This window comes from Streptomyces sp. SID14436, from assembly GCF_010548465.1.
Lineage (GTDB): Bacteria > Actinomycetota > Actinomycetes > Streptomycetales > Streptomycetaceae > Streptomyces.
In genome coordinates this window covers 11,538-27,071 of record NZ_JAAGMD010000421.1, presented here as the reverse complement: position 1 = coordinate 27,071, position 15,534 = coordinate 11,538, and the positions used below count along the sequence as shown (strand labels likewise).

The following is a 15,534-nucleotide window of genomic DNA, read 5'->3' as shown; positions in this document are numbered from 1 at the left end:
CGCGGGCGCCGCGGCCGCCGGGGCGATGGCGGGCGCGGCGGCCGTGCACGCGCCCAGCGGCTTCTTCAACCAGGCGGGCGGCTACGAGTACGCCGCGACCCTCGGCCTGATGGCCGCCGGGCTCGCCGTGACGGGGCCCGGCCGGCTCTCCGTCGACGAGGCGCTCGGCCACACCGTCAACCGGGGCTGGATGCTGCCGGTGGCGTTCGCGGTGACCACGGCGGCCACGGTGGCCGTCGTGGGGGCGCGGGGCCGGCGGCTGCGGAAGGCCAAGGAGGGCGAGCAGGAGGCGCTGTTCGAGGAGTGACACCCGGGCCCGGGGGGTATCCGACGGTGCCGCCCGCGCTGTCGGTGCCCTGTGCCACGCTCGCCGTATGAGCGATCACCCGACGTCTCCCGTGCCGTCGCCGCCCGGCCTGTGGGAGTCCATCGACAAGCTGTGCGCCTGGCTCGACACCCACCGGCCGGTCGACGGCCCCGACGAGCTGCTGCTGCGCATCCTGAAGCTGTCGGAGGAGGTCGGCGAGGTCGCCCAGGCGGTGATCGGTGCCACCGGCCAGAATCCGCGCAAGGGCACCACGCACACCTGGGACGACGTGCGTTCGGAGCTGTGCGACGTCGCCGTCACGGCCCTGGTGGCGCTGCGCACGCTCACCCCGGCCGCCCCCGAGGTGTTCGCCCGGCATCTGGAGGAGGTCACCCGCCGTTCGCTCGGCGCCCGTCGGCCGGACGCCTCCGAGGTCTGAGCGGCCCGAGCGGTCCGAGCGGTCTAAGCGGCCTCAGCGGTCCGAGCGGTCCGAGCGGAAGCAGACCTGGCCGACGCGGGGCGCCGCGCCGTCAGGGCCTCTTGTCCAGTGGCCGTGGCCGCACGCCGTCGTCGTCCTCCGCCCGGAGCGGTACAGCAGCCGCCGGGCCGCCCCGTTTCGCCGCCTGGATCTGCTCGTAGACCCGGGTGCGCAGTGCCGTGAAGCGCGGGTCCGCGCGGGTGTGGAGCTGGTCGCGCCGGGCGGGGAGGTCGACGGTCAGCTGTTCCTGGACGACGGTCGGGGACGACGACACGATGACGACCCGTTCCCCCAGGTAGACGGCCTCGTCGATGTCGTGGGTGATGAACAGGACGGTCACGCCGAGTTCCTGCCACAGCCGGCGGACCAGGTCCTCCAGGTCGGCGCGGGTCTGGGCGTCGACGGCCGCGAACGGCTCGTCCATCAGCAGCACTTCCGGCTCGTGGGCCACGGCCCGCGCGATGGCGACGCGCTGCTGCATGCCGCCGGACAGCTGCCAGGGGTAGGCGCCCGCGGTGTCGTCGAGGCCGACGGCGTGCAGGGCGTGTTCGACGAGTTCCCGGCGGCGGGCCCTGGTCAGGTGTTTCTTCTGGCGCAGCGGCAGTTCGACGTTGTCGCGCACCCGCATCCAGGGGAAGAGGCTGCGGCCGTACTCCTGGAACACCACCGCCGTCCCGGGCGGCGGCCCGGTGACGCGCTGCCCCCGCAGCAGGACCTCGCCGGAGGTGGGTGCGAGCAGGCCGGCGACGCACTTCAGCAGGGTCGTCTTGCCGCACCCGGACGGGCCGACGACGCAGACCAGTTCACCGGCGTCCAGGGAGAAGGTGAGGTCGCGCACCGCCTCGACGTGCCGGCCGTGTCCCTCGTAGACCTTCCGCAGCGCCCTCACGTCGAGCATGTGCCGTCCTTTCGCGGGTGGGCGCGGCCGGTTGCTGCCGGTCCGGTCGCCGGTCATGACGCCCTCCTGGAGCGGCGCAGGCCGTGGTACCAGGCCAGGGCACGGCGTTCGACGACCCGGAACGCCAGGGCGAGGAGCACGCCGAGCAGTCCGAGCAGCAGGATGCCGCTCCACATCTCGGGGATGGCGAAACCGCGCTGGAACTGGACGACGGCGAAGCCCAGGCCGTTGCTGGCCGCGAACATCTCGCTGATGACCATCAGGATGACGCCGATCGACAGCGCCTGCCGCAGCCCCGCGAAGATCTGCGGGGACGCGGACGGCAGGACCAGGTGGCGCAGGCGCGCGGGGCCCGCGAGGCCGTAGGAGCGGGCGGTCTCGGCCAGCACACCGTCGACGGCCCGTACGCCCTCGACCGTGTTCAGCAGCACCGGCCAGACGCAGCCGGAGACGATGACGACGACCTTCATGGTGTCGCCGATCCCGGCGAAAAGCATGATGACGGGCACCAGGACGGGCGGCGGTACGGCGCGCAGGAACTCCAGGACCGGTTCCGTGACGGCCCGCACGCGCGGGAAGCTGCCGATGACGAGGCCGAGGGCCCCGCCGAGGACGGCCGCCGCGAGGTAGCCGAGGAGCAGCCGGGTGATGCTGGGCACCACGTCGGCGGCGATCCGCTCGGCGGTCCACACCTCGCGGCCGGTCTCCAGGACGGTGCGCAGCGGCGGCCAGTAGACGTCGGTGCTGCCGGCGGAGGCGAACCACCAGCCGGTCACGAGGAGGACGGGCAGACCGAGGGCGAGCAGCAGCCGCAGCAGGGCGGTGCGGAGGGCGGTAGGCAGGGGCAGGACCGCCGGACGACGGGCCGGCGGGCTTTTCACACGGTCGTTCACGGGGTCACCTCGCCCCGGACGGACTGGTGCCAGGCCAGCGAGCGGCGCTCCACGGCGCGCGCGCCCGCGTTGATGAGGACACCTATCAGTCCCGTGACGGCGACCAGCGCGTACATGTCGGGGACGGCGTGCGAGGTCTGCGCGACGGCGATGCGGGCGCCCAGTCCGGGCGTACCGATGACGAGTTCGGCGGTGACCGCGAGGACGAGGGCCACGGCGGCGGCGAGCCGTACGCCGGTCATGACGTAGGGCAGGGCGGTCGGCCACAGCACATGGCGGATCCGGGCCCAGGTGCCGAGGCCGTAGGAGCGGGCGGTCTCCTCGGCCACGGGGTCGGTGTCCTGGACCCCGTACAGGACCTGGACGAGGACCTGCCAGAAGGCGGCGTAGACGACCAGCAGCAGGGTGGAGCGCAGATCGGTGCCGAACAGAAGGACGGCGAGGGGGATCAGGGCCACCGAGGGGATGGGCCGCAGGAACTCGACGGTGCCGGCCGTCGCCTCCCGCAGATACGGAACGACGCTGATCACCAGGCCCGCGGTGATGCCGGCGGTGGTGGCGATGAACAGCCCGAGGGCCCAGCCGGTCAGGGTGTCGCCGAGGGCGGTCCAGAAGGCGGCGTCGGACATCTCCCCGACCAGGGCGGCGGCGATGGCGCTGGTGGGCGGAAGGTGGTCGGGGGAGACGAACCCGAGCCGGGGCACCGCCTCGACCAGGGCGAGGAAGCCGCAGAGCCCGGCGAGGCCGAGCAGGGCGTTGCCCGGCCCGGTCCCCCGTCGGCGGGCGTCCGGGGGGCCGGTCCGCACCGGTGTGCGGGTCACGGCAGCAGGGTGTCCAGGTCGGGAGCCTCGTCGAACAGGCCGTCCTGGCGCCCGAGTTCACCCAGCCGCTCCAGGGAGGCGCGGTCCGGCTCCTCGGGCCAGTCGGGGAGCGTCATGGCCTGCAGCGTCTTCTCGGGGATCTTGGTGTAGGTGGAGAGGATCTCCCGCACCTCGTCCGGGTGGCTGCGGGCGTAGGCGAGGGACTCCCGGGTGGCCGCGGCGAACTTCTCCACCAGTTCGGGGTCCTGCCGGGCCAGCTTGTCGGAGGTGAAGTAGAGGGCGATCGTGAGGTCGGGCGAGACGTCGACGAAGTTGGAGGCGACGACCCGGCCGCCCTGCTCCTTGACGACCGCGAGGGAGGGTTCGACGACCCAGGCGGCGTCGACCTGCCCGGCGTCCAGGGCGGCGGGCATCTGGTCGAAGGCCAGTTCCACGAACTGCACGCTGTGGGGGTCGCCGCCGGCCTTGCGCACGGATTCCCGCACGGAGGTGTCGCCGATGTTCTTCAGCGTGTTGACCGCGACCTTCTTCCCGGCCAGGTCCTTCGGCGACTTGACCGGGCTGTCGCCCTTGACGACGACACCGCCGAAGTCGGCGCCGGCCTTCCCGGTGGAGGCGACACCGTTGGCGACGGCCCGCACGGGCACGTCGCGGCTCCGGGCGACCATCAGCGAGGTCGTGTTGCTGAACCCGAAGGCGAACTGGCCGCTGACCACGCCCGGCACGATCGCTGCGCCGCCCTGGCCGGTCTCCAGCGTGAGGTCGAGGCCGCGCTTGCGGTAGAAGCCCTGCTTCTCCCCCAGGTAGACGGGGGCGACGTCGACGATGGGGATCACGCCGACCTTCACGGTGGTGAGGCCGTCCGAGGGCGTGCCTGAGGACCCGGACGAGGAGGAACCACAGGCCGTCGCGGTGAGGGCGAGCAGCATGACGGCAACGAACCCGGCTGGCAGACGACGCACAGGGCCTCCTGGATGAGTCGCGGTGAATGTGCGCAGGCCGTACGGACGTTGATGCGGGGAACCTAGGGGCAGCCCTCCGGCCGGTCAACCCATCAGTAGGACAGTCTTCAACAACAGGCCGACTGCCTGCCGTCGAGCGGGAGTTCGCTCGAAGCGCGTCCGGACGTGGCGGAGCCCGGGAGTCGTATCCAGCTCCCGGGCCCCTGGGGATGCCACCCACATGCGCACGCCGGCGCGTTGAAGAGGACGGATCAGTCGTCAAGCCGTCGTGTTCTTCCTTTGAACTACCGCGCCGCGGAAGAGGCGCAGACGAGATTCGAACTCGCATCCGATGGCGTTGTCCGTCCACGGTCGGTCCGGCGATCGGCGGCAATGCTGAGACTGGAGCGAGAGTCTGAGATTGACCGCGGCCGCCGTTTCGGCGAGCCGCGCCTTCAGGCTGAACTTCAGTGTCAGCTTGCGCTCCTGACGCGAACCGGTCCTCAGTCCGGCCCGCGCCCCGTAGCGCACCCCCGCGCTCGCACGCGGGGGCGATCATGGTGCCGACGCGTGGTCCGCGTCAGCGCCAGCAACGACGTCTTGAGGGCCGGGAGCATCGGCATCGTTCACCGCAAGGACATCACCGACGGCACCTGGCGCCTGCGCTATCGGGGCTGGGCCGAACCCGCATTCCCCGGCGCCGGCGGCAGCAGCACGGTCTGACCCCTCTCTCGAACAGGAAGGAGTAGACGTCGTGAACGCCACCGACGCGATGGTCCAGGTTCGCATCACCACCGACGGAACGTGCTTCATCGATGACGAGTTCTTCGTCCCGCCTCCGGGCACCTCGCTCAACGAAGCCGTCCTCTCCCACCTCCAGCTGGAGGCCGCAGCTCTCGATGCCCCCTCCGCGCCGTCCTCCATGATGAGCAGGCTCATTACACCCTGGTTATCCAGGTCAACAGGGACGGCACCAGCGAACCGCTCTCGGACGACTCGGCCAAGGCACAGGGGGCTGCGCAGGTGGACACCCAGGTGACCCCACCACCGGGCCCGTCCAGCACCCAACCCCCGTCCCATTACCGTGGGACGAACCTCTCGCTCCGGACCGTCCGTACGAGCCGCTACCCGAGCCGTAACGGGAACGGCTTGAAGGAAACTGCGTCACCGCCAGAGAGGGGCGCTTTCCAGAGGCCGCTACAAGCGCGGATGCACTGATAAGCGAACTGACCACGAAATACGGCCCGACTCACCTGTACACGCTGGCTGCCGGAAGCGTTCGCGACGACATCGCGTGGCTCATGTGCGATGACCGTTACGCTCTGCAGATCTGGATCTTCATCCCCAGGGCGTGGAACAACCTCCTCGGCCCGACACTCAAGTCCACCGTGCGTGCCGTCAGCAACCCGGTTGGCTGCTGGCGGCGCCTTCCCCGATCCCAAGCCCTGGCTGATGTGGAGGAGATCGCCTCTCTACTGCAAGAGATTCCCGTCCCCCAGGCCGAAACGAACCTCACAGCAGTCCGTCAGCGTCTCCGGCACCTGGCCGCTACGCGCTGACGGGAGAGGAAGCAGTGAACCCGATGCGCACCAGTCGCACCATCCTCTTCGCCCTTCCATATGTGCTCGTCGTCACGGGCATTCTTGTAGCCGGTGAGAAGGCGGGTTCGTCTGGAGGTGCCACCGGCGCTACCCAGGCCCTCGCCGTCGCCGCCATCGGTACGCTGTGGGCATGCGTTCGCGCACTTCGATAGGCGCTTCACGACGACGCGAGGGAATGGCTGGCGGGCCGATGCACTACTGGGCACGATCGTGCTGGAGCGGCCCCTGCCCGTGCGGAACGGGCGTACGGGTACGCGGTCGCCGTGGCCTACATCCAGGCCTCCGGTGAAGCGGTCGTCGGCACTGAGCAGCAGTGGATCGTGTTGATCCAGGAATTCAAGGCCCTGCGAGTGACCACGTATGACATCGCGGACCGGCTGCGCGACTGTCGCGAATAGGGTCCGCGAGCGCGGCTTTCTAGGACCCCGGCTCATAGTGCAGCGAGGCGGCAAGGGCAGATCGACTAGGTCAGCTTGACCGGCCGCAGCATGACGGAGAAGACCGGCGAGTCGGGGAAGGGCTGCTGCTGGCCGATCTGGCGGTAGCCCCACGCCTCATAGACGGCTTGCACGGCTCCGTCGCCGTTCGCCGGGTTGACGAGGAGCGTCACGCGCTCCTCATGACGGTGGGTGAGCCATGCTTCGTGGAGCTGCCAGGCGATGCTGCGGCCCCGCCATGGCTTTCGGACGACGATCTCGTTCAGCGCGACCGTACGCCTTCCCGTCTCGGCTGTGATCTCGTCGGGAAGTGGCGTGAGCATGTTGTTCCACCACTTCGTGTCCGGCGCGAGGGTCGTGCCGAAGCAGAAGCCGACGGGCTCACCGTCCTCCCACCCAAGTACGGCAGTCCAACCGGGGCGGGAGGCGTACATCGTCAACCGCTCATCGAAGCGCTCAACGTCGTAGAAGGGGCCGGTGAGTCCGAAGTCGCGTTGCCGGACCTCGACGTGAATGTCGAGGATGTACTGCCGGATCTCCGGGAGGTCCGCAGCGACGTAGTGCCTCACATCGACCGTGCTCACGTTGCCTTCTCTCCTTGGCTGAAGCGGTCCTGCCACTCGATCATGAAACTGGTTCCGGGGGCCACCTGTGTGAGCCCTCGGTCGAACTGCTGCAAGAGTTTCCTGCTCCGCCCTGACATGGGTGGCTCGCCGCCCTCGGAGAGCAGAGGCAGAGCGGTCGCCACTGCCTGGTCGGCCTCTCCCTGTGCGAGTTGGGCCAGAGCCAGGTGGATGGTGTAGTAGGTGCGGTTACGACGCAGATCGGGCCGGAGCACTGACAGGGTCCGGTGGAGGCGGGCCTCTGACTCAACGTGACGGTCGAGTCGAGCCATCACCAGGGCCGCCAGGCCGTCCAGCTCGGCGCGGTCGAAAAAGCCCATCCACGCGGGCCGGTCCTGGGCTGTCTCAGCGCGCTCGTAGGCCTTCTCGGCGTGAAGCAGGGTGCGCTGTGCTGCGGAGTCTTCGCCGACGGCGGCGAGGATGCCGGCCAGGCGTGCGCTGGCCAGAGAGCGGAAGAGGGCGTCCTGCCGACACACGTAGGCGCGTCGGCCGGCTTCGGCTGCGGCCAGAGCGTCATGCAGGTGAAGCTGCTGGTAGGAGAGGAGCGCAGCGTGCCCCCACAGGCGCATCTCCATCTCACTGCTGCCTGCCATACCGGCGAGTCTCAGGGCCGTGTTCAGGTGCCCCTTCGCCCGCTTCGGCTGCTGAGCATCCACGGCGGCCCACAACGCCGTCCCCGTGAAGGCCGCAGCCAGGTAGTACAGGCGGCGACGAACCCGATCGCTGGCTTGTCCGACTGCCTGTAGGTCGAGAGCGTGCTGCGCGTGAGCGAGCGCGCGCGTCTCCAGGCGGATACCCGCCCCGTTCTTGTTGTCGGCCGCCACCAGTTCCGCGAAGTTGCGCTCCAGCCGGTCGGCGTCGCTCATACCTACCCGCCTCGACCCGCTGGACGGGACCTCGGGAAGGATGGCGGCGGCGGTCAAGGATGCCGTAGCCGTAGTGAAAGTCCGTCGCCGCACTGGGTCCTCCGAAGGTGCTCGCTCTCGGGCAGCAGGAGGGATGAAGCCCAGCTCCTCCGCTGTCACGCCGAATTCTTCTTCGAGAACAAGGCGTTGTCTTGCGTGCGGCCAGCGGGTTTTTCCGGTCAGCCAGTTACGGACGTGGCGGTCGGTGAGCTTGCCGGGGGTGCCTGTCAGGGCGCCGAGCCGCTTGTTCAGCCGGTCCGCCAGTTCCGCTTGCTTCATCCCTGTGCTCTCTAACCGAGCTGCAAGGTGCGGGTTCCCCGTCATGGGCTCAAGGTAGTGGCCTCCGTCGGCTTGAGCACCTTGGCCGGTAAAAATTTCCGGTCCTACGACAGCAAAACGCCACCGGAATTGCCTGTCCACCCGCCGTAGTTGCGCGGTTACCTGTCTGGCAGGCGCCTCCCCGTGACCACTGGAGAGGGCCCGTCATCGGAAGGAAGACATCCGCACGCCGGCGGGAGAGCCAGCACCGAGGGGGTCCAGTGAACGGCACAACAGCTTTACAGCCGCAGATTCTGCCCGTACGTGAGGCCGACCCGGACATTCCTCTGTCGACGTGGGAACCGCCCGGCGACGTTGACGACCTGAAGCGGCTCTTCCAGGCGGTCCAAGACTGGGAGCCCGTGGACTGGAAGCGCGTCAACGAGGGGCTGGACACCGTCCTCGGGGACGACGACCACCCGGCGGCCTTCCTGCCCGACCCCGCCACGGCTGACGAGCTGGCTCAGGACTTCCGGAACGCCCTCACGCAGTTGGTGAACCGGGCCCTGCGAGACGCACAACGGACGGAGGCAGACCCGGAGACCGCCCGGCTGCTCAGCATGGCCCGCAAGGTGCGCGTCGAGGAACTGCCGGACGATCCGGGCAAGGCCCTTGGACTCCTGCGGCGCTTGGGATCAGTCACGAGCGATCTGGTCGAGAGCCTTGAGCGGCTTGGTGTCGTTGAGGGAGTGAGCGAGTGCTGACCACCTCCGGCGGGCCGCTGGTCGTGACGGCCCTCCACGCCACGACCGCGTACGACTACGAGTATTACCGCTCGCGTCTCGCCGACCCCGCCATCCTCGTCGACGCCGTCGCCATCTGCGTCTTCCGCGCCCCGCTCCTGGCCGTCCCCGTCGGCGGTACCCGCAGAGGCGGCTACATGTCCTTCGACTTGGTGACGTTGGCCATGGCCGCCAGGGATCTACTGGACGGGCGGCCCGGCTTCCCCGACCTACGAGTGCGCTGGTCTCCGTACCGCGACACCTGCCACGTCGTCGAGTGGGGCGCACAACCGCCTGCCGACGACGTCTCCCGAGGCCGCTTCTACGGCTACAACCCCGAGTCCATAGCCGCCTTCCTGGCCGCGAAGACCTCCACGACTTCCTCTCCGGCGCTCTTGTCCCGTTCCCCCACGGTCCCGTAGCAGCCGGAGAGGAACCGCTCCCCCATCCCCCCCGAGAGGACGAGCAGCATGTGCCGGCACACCCCTCCCTGCCCCGCCGCAGAAGCGCCGGACCGCGACGCCGCCAGAGTGGTCACCAGCGCCACCGGCACCCAGGGCTGGGCGAGGCTGTGCAACAGAGTGTTCCTCTTCGAAGACACCGGCGAACTTCTGCCGGACGGTCGCGCCGTCGAGCCCCGTCGGCCTGCCGCCTAGAACGACCGCTCGGCGGCCCTGACGTGACGGATCAGGCCGGCGAGCGGTTCACCACCCCGGTGCGGGGTGCCGCCCCGTTCCATCCGAGGCGCCCCGCACCGGCCACCGCCCCACCAGCCCCCAACCCTCTGCGCGCGGGCGCCGAGAAGGAGAACGTACGTGGATACCGCCCCCGACATGACGACCGACGACGCGCACAGCGCTCCCGTCACCGAGCAGCAGTGGCGCGCCCGTATGGTGCAGCGCCTCATCGAGACGGGAGACGCCCACAGCCCACGCGTCGTGGCCGCCTTCCGCAAGGTGCCCCGGCACCTGGCAGTGCCCGGCGCGGAGATGGCCGCGAGCTACGACCCCGAGAACCCGCTGATCACCAAGACGGACGCAACCGGTCAGCACGTCAGCTCGGTGTCGGCACCGCGCGTCCAGGCCATGCAGATCGAGCAGGCCGACATCCAGCCGGGGATGAACGTCCTGGAGATCGGCTCCGGCGGCGTGAACGCCGCCTACCTTGCCGAGCTGGTGGGCGAGAGCGGGCGCGTCGTCACCATGGACATCGACCCCGAGGTCACCCAGCGCGCCAGGGACTTCCTGAAAACGACCGGGTACCGGAACGTCACGGTGATCACTTCCGACGCTTCCGGCGGGGCCGTCGACTTCCAGCCCTACGACCGCATCATCGTCACCGTGCAGGCCGCGGACATCCCGTCTGCCTGGGTGCACCAGCTGAACGACCGAGGCCGGCTCGTGGTCCCGCTGCGGATGCGCGGCATGACCCGCAGCATTGCCTTCGTCCGCGACGACCACCGGCTGGTGAGTGACGGCGTCGAGCTGTGCGGCTTCGTCCCGATGCAGGGCGCCGGCGAGAACCGCATGCGGGTGGCCCTCATCCACGACGTCGAGGGCGAGGAGATCGGGCTGCGCCTGGACGACCAGCCCGAGCCCGACACCAAGGCCCTGGCTGCAGCGCTGAGCATGCCCCGCTGTGAGGCATGGTCCGGCGTGACGCTCGCGGGGGAGGAGTCCAACGAGCACCTGGACCTGTGGCTGGCGACCGCGCTGGACGACCTGTCGCTGATCGCTGCGACGCCGGCCGCCCGCGAGCGCGGTCTCGTCGCCTCCGCATCGCCGCTCGGCATCCCCACCCTCGTGGACGCCGACAGCTTCGGCTACCGCACCGTGCGGCGCACCGAGGACCCCGACCGGTTCGAGCTGGGCGCGATCGGCCACGGGCCGCGGGGCCGGGAGGTCGCCGAGCGGCTGGTTGCGGAGATCCAGACGTGGAACGGCGAGCACCGCGGCGACCGCGCGCACATCGAGGTCTACCCGGCCGGGACGCCGGACGACCAACTTCCCGCGGGCCGGGTCATCAACCGGCCGCAATCGCGGGTCACGATCTCCTGGCCGTGACGCCGCCGGCGTCGCGACCAGGTGGGCAGAGCACATCCCACTTCTCCCTGTAGGAGGCGTACGAGATGGCACCGAAGAGCACCAGCACCACTCTGAAGGCCGCGACCGACTTCGCGGGCACCGACGGGTCGGAGTTCGACCTGAACATCGAGACCGTCACCTCCGCCGCCATCCCCGGCGCGCTGCTGAACGACACCGGTGACGGCTGCGGTTCGACCTGCCAGTCCGCCTGCTCCAACAGCACCTGCATCAGCGGCGGCTGACCGGCCGCTTCTTCACCCGGGGTGGGCCGAGCAGCCGGCCCGGCCCACCCCGGGCACGACCACGAAGGAGGCAGAGCGATGTACCACGCAGTTGACGCGAGCATGATCAGGGTGTCGGCGTTCCAGCTGACGCCCCCGTCGTCGTCCTGGCCCGCTGTCGGCGCGGACGGCAGCCCCGACGCCGCGGCGTGCCGAGCGTGGATCGAAAGCGTCTGGACGGACGACGCCCGAGCCGCTCCCATCGAACTCGCCTCGCCGGTCCTCGCCGACAGCGTGCGGAGGGTCCTCACCAGCGGGGCACGCCCGTCCAGGACCATCCGCACCGCCGCCGCGCTAATGCGCTACGTCCTGCGCATGCAGTACCGCGCCACACCGTTCGGCCTGTTCGCCGGCCCCGCCCCGCTGCGCCTCGGCCCTACGGCACGCGTGCGTCTCGGGACGGACCATCGGGCCTTCGCCAGCGCGGACGCGGAGTGGCTGCACGACGTCATCACCGCCCTGGAACGCGACCCCCACCTGCTGCGGCACCTCCAGGTGATCGCCGATCCCACCTGCACGGTGCGCGGGACACGCATCGACGTCCCCTACCAGCCGGGGCCCGACGGCCCCACAGAGACCACCCTGCGCCGTACGCGGGCGGCAGAGAAGGTGCTCGCCCTGGCGCAGACCCCCGCCACCGTCGGGGACATCGTGGAGAAGCTCCACGCCGAGTACCCCGACGCGCCGCTGGAGACGATCACGGCCATGGTGAGCGACCTCATCGCGCACCGCGTGCTCCTGACCAGCCTGCACGCCCCGATGACGAGCGAGGACGCCCTCGGTCACCTCCTGGAGCAGCTCGACTCCGCCTGTGCCACGCCGCTGCCCCCTACGGTCTCCACTCTCCGCCGCCTCCACGAATTCCTCGTGCAGCACGATGACGCGGCACCCGCCGAGCAGCGTGCCCTGCGCACCCAGGCGACCGCGGCCATGGCCGAGCTGAGCGGGATGGCCGGCGGCGGCCTTGCCATGAACCTCCGCCCCGACTGCGACATCGTCCTGCCCGAGGCCGTCACGCAAGAGGCCGCCAGGGCACTGGAGACCATCGCCCGCATCACGCCTTTCCCCCACGGCACTTCGGCGTGGGCCGACTACCGCGTGCGCTTCCTGGAGCGCTACAGCATGGGCAAGATCGTCCCCCTGCGCGACCTCACCGACCCGGACACCGGCCTCGGATTCCCCGTCGCCTACCGAGGCACCGTCCTCAAGCGTCCGGTCCTGGCCACCACTCCGCGTGACGAATACCTGTTGACGCTCGCACAGAACGCAGCGCTCGACCGCCGGATGGAGGTCGAACTGACCGCCCGGGACATCGAGGCCCTGACCGTGGACGAACCCCTCCAGGTCCCCGCCCACGTCGAACTGTGCTACATGGTGCTCGCGGAAACACCCCGCGACCTTGACCAGGGCGACTTCGAACTGTCCGTGGCGGGCCTGTCCCTCGCGGCCGGCACGATCACGGGCCGATTCCTCAGCACGCTGGATCACCGCGACCGCGACCGGATGGCCGCCGCCTACGCCGGTCTCCCGACACTCACCCAGGGCGCCGAGCGCGCCCAGGTCTCCGGGCCGCCCCTGAAGGTGTCCACCTACAACGTCAGCCGGGCTCCCGCAGTGGTCCCCCACCTGCTCTCCGTCGGCGAGTACAACCCCACCGCCACCCTCAACCTCGACGATCTGGGCGTGATCGCCGACGCCGAACGTCTGTACCTGGTGGCGCTCTCCACCGGCCAGCTCCTCGAACCGTCGGTGATGAACGCAGTCGAGGTCAGCAACTTCACGCACCCGCTGATCCGGTTCGTGTGCGAACTGCACCGCTCCCACAGCGCCGTCCTCATCCCCTTCGCCTGGGGAGCAGCTTCCCGACTGCCGTTCCTGCCCGAGATCCGCGTCGGCCGGACGATCCTGTCCCCGGCCCGCTGGCGGCTGCGAGCCGCCGATCTCGACGCCTCACGCAGCTGGATGAAGGCCCTGATGGACTGGCGGGTCCGCTACGGCGTGCCGCAGGCCGTATACGTCGGCGAGGACGACCGCCGGCTCCGCCTGGACCTCGACGTCCCCGCCCATCAGTACCTGCTGCACGCCGAGCTGGAGCGCCGCCACACCGTCGTCCTGCACGAGGCGCCTCCCGAGAGCCAGCTCGGCTGGATCGGCCGTGCCCACGAGGTCACCGCGTCGTTCGCTTCCGACCAGGCGTCACCCCCGCCCCAGTGCCGTCCGCTGGCCATCCACGGCCGGGACTCCGGCCGCCTGCCGGGCGGGGCCGAGCGCGCGTACCTCAAGGTGTACGGCAGCACCAACCGAGCCGAAGAAGTGCTGACCAACCACCTGCCCCGGCTGCTGCTCGACTTCGGCGCGGAGCCGCCCACCATGTGGTTCATCCGCTACGCCGACCCCGACAACCATCTCCGTATCCGGCTGCGCCTGGACGACGCCGACACCTTCGGCGAAGCCGCAAAGCTGGTGGCGGCATGGGCGAGCGAGCTGCGCAGCGAGGGGCTGATCCATCACGTGCAGTGGGACACCGACGAGCCCGAGACCGGCCGCTACGGCAGCGGCGCTCTTCTAGAAGCTGCGGAGCGGTACTTCGAGGCGGACTCCGCCGCCGCCATCGCACAATTCCGCATCGCCCTGCCCGCCAACCTGCGGCCTGCTGTCACCGCCGCCAGCATGGTGGACATCGCCGTCGCACTCCTCGGCTCACAAGAATCCGGATGGCGATGGCTGACGAAGCACATCTCGAAGGACGAGGGCGCGGCTCTACCGCGTGACGTACAGGCCCTAGCCGTACGCCTCGCAGACCCCGACACATCCGCTGCTGTACTGCGCGAATACCCCGCCGGGGGGCACGTGGCCGGGATGTGGGCGCTGCGCCGCCGGGCCCTTCGCGAGTACGGGCGAGCACTCGGAACCGCCGGCATCGGCCCCGCCAGCGTGCTGCCTTCCCTGCTCCACATGCACCACAACCGCGCGGCAGGGGTCAACCCGGCCGCCGAAGCCGCCTGTCGCCGCCTCGCCCGCAGCGCGAGCTTGTCCTGGATCGAGCGCACCGAAGGAGCACCGCGGTGACCACCGCCCCGCCCAAGGCCGACACCTCTCTCGCCAGCCGCCAGTCCCTCGCCCACGGCCCACTGGGCGCCGCTCTCCTCGATGTGGAGCGCGCCCACCTCGGGCTCGACACATGGCAGGTCGCGCACCGCAAGCTCGCCATCGCCGCGCCGCTCATCGACGGGGACGACGCCAGCCTGTTCCTCGGGGCCCCCGCGATGGCCTACGTCCTGCACATGGCGGCCGGGAGCAGCGACCGGTACGCCGGAGCGCTGCGCACCCTGGACGACGTCATGGTCGGCTGCACGCGCCGCCGTCTGGTCGCAGCCCACGAACGCATCGAGCAAGGGCGACTGGCCACCTTCGCCGAGTACGACCTGTTCCGAGGGCTGACCGGGCTCGGCGCTCTACTGCTGCGTCGGCAGCCCCATGGGCCGGAGATGCGGCGGGTGCTGGAGTACCTCGTACGGCTCACTGAACCGGTGACCGGGCCGGACGGGCAACCGCTGCCCGGCTGGTGGGTCGGTCACGCCCCCGCCTCGAACGCGGCAGCCACACCCGGAGGGCACGCCAACGCCGGCCTCGCCCACGGCATCACCGGCCCCCTCGCCCTGCTGGCGCTGGCCCAGCGCCGAGGCGTCACCGTGGAAGGCCACGAGGCTGCGATGGGACGCATCCTGCGGTGGCTGGACGCCATACGGCAGAGCGACCACAACGGAACTCACTGGCCGCGCTGGGTCAGCAAGACTGGCCCCGCACCTACCCACGTTGCCGCCCCTTCCTGGTGCTACGGCACGCCCGGTGTCGTCCGAGCCCAGCAGCTCGCCGCTATCGCCCTCGGTGACGACGACCGCAAACGCATGGCCGAGCGCGCCCTGCTGTACTGCCTCGCCGACGATCGCCAGCTCGACCTGCTCCACGGCCGCGGCCTGTGCCACGGCGTCGGGGGCCTCATCCGCACGGTGCAGCGTGTCGCAGAAGAGGCCGAAACCCCCGCGCCGTTCCAGGACTGGCTCACCGCAGCCGGCTCCCGGCGCTTCCTCGCGGCAGAAGCCCCGGAGCAGCCCGGCTTCCTGGAGGGAGCGGCTGGCGCCAGCCTGGCATTCCGCACCGTCGAACCCGGCGCCCGGACCGCAACGGACTGGGACGCCTGCCTGCTGCTGAGCTGAAGGAGCGG

Annotated in this window: 16 protein-coding genes and 1 pseudogene; 11 read left to right on the top strand and 6 right to left on the bottom strand. The window is 70.4% G+C overall.

Translation table 11 applies throughout. The annotated features are described in order from the left end of the window. Together G3I53_RS14450 and G3I53_RS14445 are read left to right on the top strand one after the other, a co-directional pair. Positions 1-307 (top strand): annotated as a pseudogene (locus tag G3I53_RS14450) (RpiR family transcriptional regulator); the annotation flags it as partial. A gap of 67 nt (positions 308-374) precedes the next feature. Next, positions 375-746 carry a MazG-like family protein gene (locus tag G3I53_RS14445; RefSeq protein ID WP_164337300.1) on the top strand — a complete coding sequence of 124 codons (372 nt, stop codon included), beginning with the start codon at positions 375-377 and terminating at the stop codon, positions 744-746. 91 nt (positions 747-837) lie between these two features. On the opposite strand, the gene G3I53_RS14440 is transcribed toward G3I53_RS14445, so the two are convergent. From G3I53_RS14440 to G3I53_RS14425, 4 genes are all read right to left on the bottom strand, one after another. Then, positions 838-1,683, bottom strand: a complete 846-nt coding sequence (locus G3I53_RS14440; RefSeq protein ID WP_239063893.1) for an ABC transporter ATP-binding protein — start codon at positions 1,681-1,683, stop codon at positions 838-840. A 53-nt stretch (positions 1,684-1,736) separates the two neighbouring features. Continuing rightward, positions 1,737-2,525 carry an ABC transporter permease subunit gene (locus tag G3I53_RS14435; protein ID WP_164337312.1) on the bottom strand — a complete coding sequence of 263 codons (789 nt, stop codon included), beginning with the start codon at positions 2,523-2,525 and terminating at the stop codon, positions 1,737-1,739. A gap of 47 nt (positions 2,526-2,572) precedes the next feature. Further along, entirely contained in the window at positions 2,573-3,328 is a 756-nt protein-coding gene (locus G3I53_RS14430; RefSeq protein ID WP_164337314.1) for an ABC transporter permease, read from the bottom strand. A 65-nt stretch (positions 3,329-3,393) separates the two neighbouring features. Continuing rightward, complete coding sequence (locus tag G3I53_RS14425; RefSeq protein WP_343240621.1) at positions 3,394-4,359, bottom strand: ABC transporter substrate-binding protein; 966 nt, start codon at positions 4,357-4,359, stop codon at positions 3,394-3,396. 549 nt (positions 4,360-4,908) lie between these two features. Between G3I53_RS14425 and G3I53_RS14420 the strand changes: the two genes are divergently transcribed. Then, positions 4,909-5,061 carry a hypothetical protein gene (locus G3I53_RS14420; RefSeq protein ID WP_164337299.1) on the top strand — a complete coding sequence of 51 codons (153 nt, stop codon included), beginning with the start codon at positions 4,909-4,911 and terminating at the stop codon, positions 5,059-5,061. 1,141 nt (positions 5,062-6,202) lie between these two features. Then, complete coding sequence (locus G3I53_RS34385) at positions 6,203-6,337, top strand: hypothetical protein (protein WP_275404193.1); 135 nt, start codon at positions 6,203-6,205, stop codon at positions 6,335-6,337. A gap of 65 nt (positions 6,338-6,402) precedes the next feature. On the opposite strand, the gene G3I53_RS14415 is transcribed toward G3I53_RS34385, so the two are convergent. Then, positions 6,403-6,960 (bottom strand): GNAT family N-acetyltransferase, encoded by a 558-nt coding sequence (locus G3I53_RS14415; RefSeq protein ID WP_164337301.1) that lies wholly within the window; start codon positions 6,958-6,960, stop codon positions 6,403-6,405. Continuing rightward, positions 6,957-8,183, bottom strand: a complete 1,227-nt coding sequence (locus G3I53_RS14410) for a Tat pathway signal protein (RefSeq protein WP_164337302.1) — start codon at positions 8,181-8,183, stop codon at positions 6,957-6,959. The genes G3I53_RS14415 and G3I53_RS14410 overlap by 4 nt, the downstream gene beginning before the upstream one ends. A 260-nt stretch (positions 8,184-8,443) precedes the next feature. Between G3I53_RS14410 and G3I53_RS33875 the strand changes: the two genes are divergently transcribed. The 7 genes from G3I53_RS33875 (at position 8,444) to G3I53_RS14380 (ending at position 15,526) form a co-directional block, all read left to right on the top strand. After that, the gene (locus G3I53_RS33875; RefSeq protein ID WP_164337303.1) at positions 8,444-8,926 is read left to right on the top strand and encodes a DUF6415 family natural product biosynthesis protein; all 483 of its coding nucleotides are present in this window, start codon (positions 8,444-8,446) and stop codon (positions 8,924-8,926) included. Further along, positions 8,920-9,366: a DUF6302 family protein gene (locus tag G3I53_RS14400; RefSeq protein WP_203592327.1), complete on the top strand. Its 447-nt coding sequence runs from the start codon at positions 8,920-8,922 to the stop codon at positions 9,364-9,366. The genes G3I53_RS33875 and G3I53_RS14400 overlap by 7 nt, the downstream gene beginning before the upstream one ends. A gap of 48 nt (positions 9,367-9,414) precedes the next feature. Then, positions 9,415-9,600, top strand: coding sequence for a DUF5999 family protein (locus G3I53_RS33870; RefSeq protein WP_239063891.1), 186 nt, complete (start codon positions 9,415-9,417; stop codon positions 9,598-9,600). Between the two features lie 159 nt (positions 9,601-9,759). Continuing rightward, entirely contained in the window at positions 9,760-11,007 is a 1,248-nt protein-coding gene (fxlM, locus tag G3I53_RS14395) for a methyltransferase, FxLD system (RefSeq protein ID WP_164337304.1), read from the top strand. A 65-nt stretch (positions 11,008-11,072) separates the two neighbouring features. After that, positions 11,073-11,270, top strand: a complete 198-nt coding sequence (locus G3I53_RS14390; RefSeq protein WP_164337305.1) for an FxLD family lanthipeptide — start codon at positions 11,073-11,075, stop codon at positions 11,268-11,270. A 78-nt stretch (positions 11,271-11,348) separates the two neighbouring features. Beyond that, complete coding sequence (locus G3I53_RS14385) at positions 11,349-14,378, top strand: lantibiotic dehydratase (protein ID WP_239063889.1); 3,030 nt, start codon at positions 11,349-11,351, stop codon at positions 14,376-14,378. Next, positions 14,375-15,526 carry a lanthionine synthetase C family protein gene (locus G3I53_RS14380; RefSeq protein ID WP_164337306.1) on the top strand — a complete coding sequence of 384 codons (1,152 nt, stop codon included), beginning with the start codon at positions 14,375-14,377 and terminating at the stop codon, positions 15,524-15,526. The genes G3I53_RS14385 and G3I53_RS14380 overlap by 4 nt, the downstream gene beginning before the upstream one ends. Positions 15,527-15,534: the final 8 nt, after the last annotated feature.

Bases quoted from the DNA above. Each gene is read 5' to 3' on its own strand.
- G3I53_RS14410 (WP_164337302.1), bottom strand. From the start codon at position 8,183: ATGAAGCAAGCGGAACTGGCGGACCGGCTGAACAAGCGGCTCGGCGCC.
- G3I53_RS14390 (WP_164337305.1), top strand. From the start codon at position 11,073: ATGGCACCGAAGAGCACCAGCACCACTCTGAAGGCCGCGACCGACTTC.
- G3I53_RS14440 (WP_239063893.1), bottom strand. From the start codon at position 1,683: ATGCTCGACGTGAGGGCGCTGCGGAAGGTCTACGAGGGACACGGCCGG.
- G3I53_RS14385 (WP_239063889.1), top strand. From the start codon at position 11,349: ATGTACCACGCAGTTGACGCGAGCATGATCAGGGTGTCGGCGTTCCAG.
- G3I53_RS33870 (WP_239063891.1), top strand. From the start codon at position 9,415: ATGTGCCGGCACACCCCTCCCTGCCCCGCCGCAGAAGCGCCGGACCGC.
- G3I53_RS14445 (WP_164337300.1), top strand. From the start codon at position 375: ATGAGCGATCACCCGACGTCTCCCGTGCCGTCGCCGCCCGGCCTGTGG.